4 protein-coding genes are annotated in these 3202 nt (G+C 69.6%); 2 read left to right on the forward strand and 2 right to left on the reverse strand.

Features of this window, described 5'->3' with window-relative positions; all coding sequences use genetic code 11:
• On the reverse strand, positions 1-318 hold a 318-nt coding region (locus B2X67_RS13190; RefSeq protein WP_286785764.1), incomplete at its 3' end, for a DUF2076 domain-containing protein.
• A 195-nt stretch (positions 319-513) separates the two neighbouring features.
• Between B2X67_RS13190 and B2X67_RS13195 the strand changes: the two genes are divergently transcribed.
• Both B2X67_RS13195 and B2X67_RS13200 read left to right on the forward strand, forming a co-directional pair.
• Positions 514-1167: a YciC family protein gene (locus tag B2X67_RS13195; RefSeq protein ID WP_286785765.1), complete on the forward strand. Its 654-nt coding sequence runs from the start codon at positions 514-516 to the stop codon at positions 1165-1167.
• Positions 1168-1285: 118 nt separating this feature from the next.
• Positions 1286-2044 (forward strand): substrate-binding periplasmic protein, encoded by a 759-nt coding sequence (locus B2X67_RS13200; protein ID WP_286785766.1) that lies wholly within the window; start codon positions 1286-1288, stop codon positions 2042-2044.
• A 68-nt stretch (positions 2045-2112) separates the two neighbouring features.
• Here B2X67_RS13200 and B2X67_RS13205 read toward each other — a convergent pair.
• Positions 2113-3202 (reverse strand): ATP-dependent helicase C-terminal domain-containing protein (locus B2X67_RS13205; RefSeq protein ID WP_286785767.1); only part of this gene is annotated, 1090 nt, incomplete at its 5' end.

Consider the following 3202-nt stretch of genomic DNA (forward strand, 5'->3'; position numbering starts at 1 on the left):
CTCCGCGCCCGGTGCCGCGGAGCGCGACGGACCGGCGCCGAACAACCCGGCGAGGAAACCGCCACCGCCCTGCGCCGGGCGCTGCCGCTGCGCCTGTTCGAGCTGCGCCTCCAGCTCGCGCACGCGCTGGTCCAGGCGCTTGAGGCCGGCCTCCTGGATCAGGATGACCTGGGCCATGTAGTAGGGCGCGGCGGGTTGCCGGGCGATGTGTTCGTTGATCAGCGCCTCGGCCTGGGCGTCACGCGCAGCGGACTGCGCCTCGGCGTCCTTCAGGCGGTTGAAGAGTCCGTCGATCACCTGCTGTTCTTCGGATTGCATGGCACGTCTCCGATCTGTGGAAATTCGGTGTCTGCGGGTGGGCCCGCCACGTGTTCAATGTGCGACTGGCCGTGGCGATTTCAACGCCGGCGCGCGTAAAGGTTGAGTAAACCCGCCCGGTGCACAGAGGCCGTTTGGCCAGTTCCGGGTCTTCCGCTACAGTGGCGGCCCTTCCCTGCATGCCCGTCGAGTTCGATGAATCCGCTTCCGATCCTGCGTGACTCCTGGTTCTTCTTCAGCCGCCACCTGGGCGCCATCGCCCTGCTCTGCCTGCCGCCGCTGGCCCTTGAATCGCTCAGCCGCCAGGCGCTGCGGGCGGTCGACGGCACGCAACCGTCGGCCGGTTACGAGGTGCTGCTGGGGCTGCTGTTCTACCCGCTCTACACCGGATCGCTGATTCTCTTCCTCGACAGCCGCAGCCGTGGCGAAACGCCCGGCACCGCCCGGCTCTGGGCCGGCGCGCTGGGCTTGTGGCCGCGGCTGGCACTGCTCACGGCGATCACCAGCCTGCTGATCATGCTCGGTATGTCGCTGCTGGTGCTGCCGGCGATCTTCGTGATGGTCAAGCTGGCGTTCTCCGAGTACCTGCTGGTGCTGCGCGGGATGCCGCCGCTGCCGGCGCTGCGCGACAGCTATCGCCTGACCCAGGGGCACTTCCTGCAGATTCTCGCGCTGGTGCTCAGCACGATGCTGCCGCTCTGGCTGCTCGGCGCCTGGTCGTCCGGCTGGCTCGGCGACGATCCGGCGTTCCTGCCCAGCGTGCTGCTCGATTGCGCGATCGGCTTCGTGCAGCTGTTCGCCAGCGTGGCGATGTTCCGGCTCTTCATGCTGATCGAAGAAAAAAGCTGACCGATCCGATAGCAAAACGCCGCTACCGACGCGAAAACCGAATTACACTGCGGTCGATACGACGGCGCCTTCCGCTGTCGATGGGTGACAAGACGGTCCCAGGCCGCAGCGAAAACCGATGTCGAAATCTCCACGACTGCTTCTGTCCCTGCTCGGCGCGCTGTTCTGCGGTGCCAGCTTCGCCGGCCGCGCGCCGGAACCGCCGCAACAGCTGGTCAAGGTGGGGTACTACAACTCGCCGCCGGCGATCTACGCCGACGCCCGCGGCGAAGCCCGGGGCTCTCTGGTCGACCTCACCCGCCTGCTGCTGCACAACGCCGGCTACCGCGTGAGCTTTCGCGAACTGCCCAGCGCGCGCCTCTATGCCGGGCTGGTCGACGGCAGCATCGACATCTGGCCGGGCTCGCCGGGCAAGCCCAACCTTCAGGGCCAAACCCTGGAAGCCAACGAGCAGCTGGCGGAAATCAGCCTCAACCTCTATTACCGTCCCGGCGGCCCGACCCCGGCGTTTCCCCGCGACCTAGCCGCCCGCGATGTCATTCTGATCACCGGCTACACCTATTGGCCGCAGATCAACGCGGCGCTGCAGGACCCCGCGCTGCAGTTGCGCCAGCACCGCACCAGCACGCACACCGCCGCGCTGCTGATGCTCGACCGCGGGCGCGGGGACTTCCTGCTCGACTACGACCAGTCGGTGAACCAGGCGGCGAAGGAACTGGGTATCGCGCCACCGCCGTCTGTGCCGCTGGCGCGGGTGCCGATCAAGTTCATCATTTCGGCGCGCAGCGCCAACGCGCAGAAACTGCGCGACGACCTCGACCGGGCCTATCGGGCGCTGCGCGCGACCGGCGCCGATCTGCAGCTGCGCAAGGAATGACGGCGTTCCCACCACCCCGCGAGCGGCCATAGCCCTGTACGGGTCGGGCGCGACGCTCGAACGGGTTCCTAGCGCCGCGGCTTGGCCCGCGCGGTGGGCTCGGCGATCAGCGGGTCGTCTGGCCAGTAGTGCTTCGGATAGCGGCCCTTGAGGTCCTTCTTCACGTCCAGATAGGTGTTGCTCCAGAAGCTCGCCAGGTCCTGGGTGACCTGCACCGGGCGCCGCGCCGGCGACAGCAGGTGCAGCTTCACCGCCAGCCGGCCCCCGGCGATGCGCGGCGTGTCGGCCAGACCGAACAGCTCCTGCAGACGCACCGCGAGCACCGGAGGAAAGTCCGTGTAGTCCAGGCGGATGCGCGAGCCGGACGGCACCTCCAGGGCTTTCGGCGACAGTTCGTCGAGGCGCTGCGGCAGCGGCCAGGGCAGCAGCCCCTGAAGTATCCCGGCCAGGTCCAGCGCGGCGAAATGGCTGAGCCGCGAGACCTTGCCCAGGTATGGCGCCAGCCAGTCTTCCAGGCTCGCCAGCAGCGCCGCATCGCCGACATCCGGCCATTCGCTGGCGCCGCCGGCCTGGAGGTCCAGCTCGCGCAGCAGGCCGATGCGCGCCTGCCACTGGCGTAGCTCGGGGGTCCAGGCCAGCAGTTCCAGACCCTTGCGCCGCACCAGGCCGACCAGTGCGCGCGCCCGCGCGGCGTCCTCCAGGCCGCTCAGCGCCTCGCTACCCAGCACCAGCTCGCCGACGCGCCGCTGGCGTTCGGCGCGCAGCACGCCTTCGCGCTCGTCCCAGTCGAGCACTTCCAGCGTGGCGACCTGCTCGGCCAGCGGCCCCTCGAACAGCGTCGGGTCGAGCGCGGCCGCCAGGTAGATGCGTTCCTCGCGCTGGCCTTGGCGACTGCCGAGGTCGGCGACCACCAGCCAGGGCTCCTTCATCAGCGCATCGGCCTCGCCGAACTGCGCCGCGCGGCCATTGGCCAGGCGGTACTCGGCGCCACCGGCCCGGCGCTGGCGGGCGATGCGGTCGGGATAGGCGAAGGCCAGCAGACAGCCGAGCCAGCGCGGGTCCTGCGCATCCTCGCGCGGCTCGACCGGCGCCCGCCGCAACAGGCCGCGAAACTGCCTGGCCAGTTGCCGCGCGCGCTGCACGCCGTGCTGCGCCGAG

It is taken from the genome of Pseudomonas sp. UBA3153 (assembly GCF_002364635.1).
GTDB classification, from domain to species: Bacteria; Pseudomonadota; Gammaproteobacteria; order Pseudomonadales; family Pseudomonadaceae; genus Pseudomonas_O; species Pseudomonas_O kuykendallii.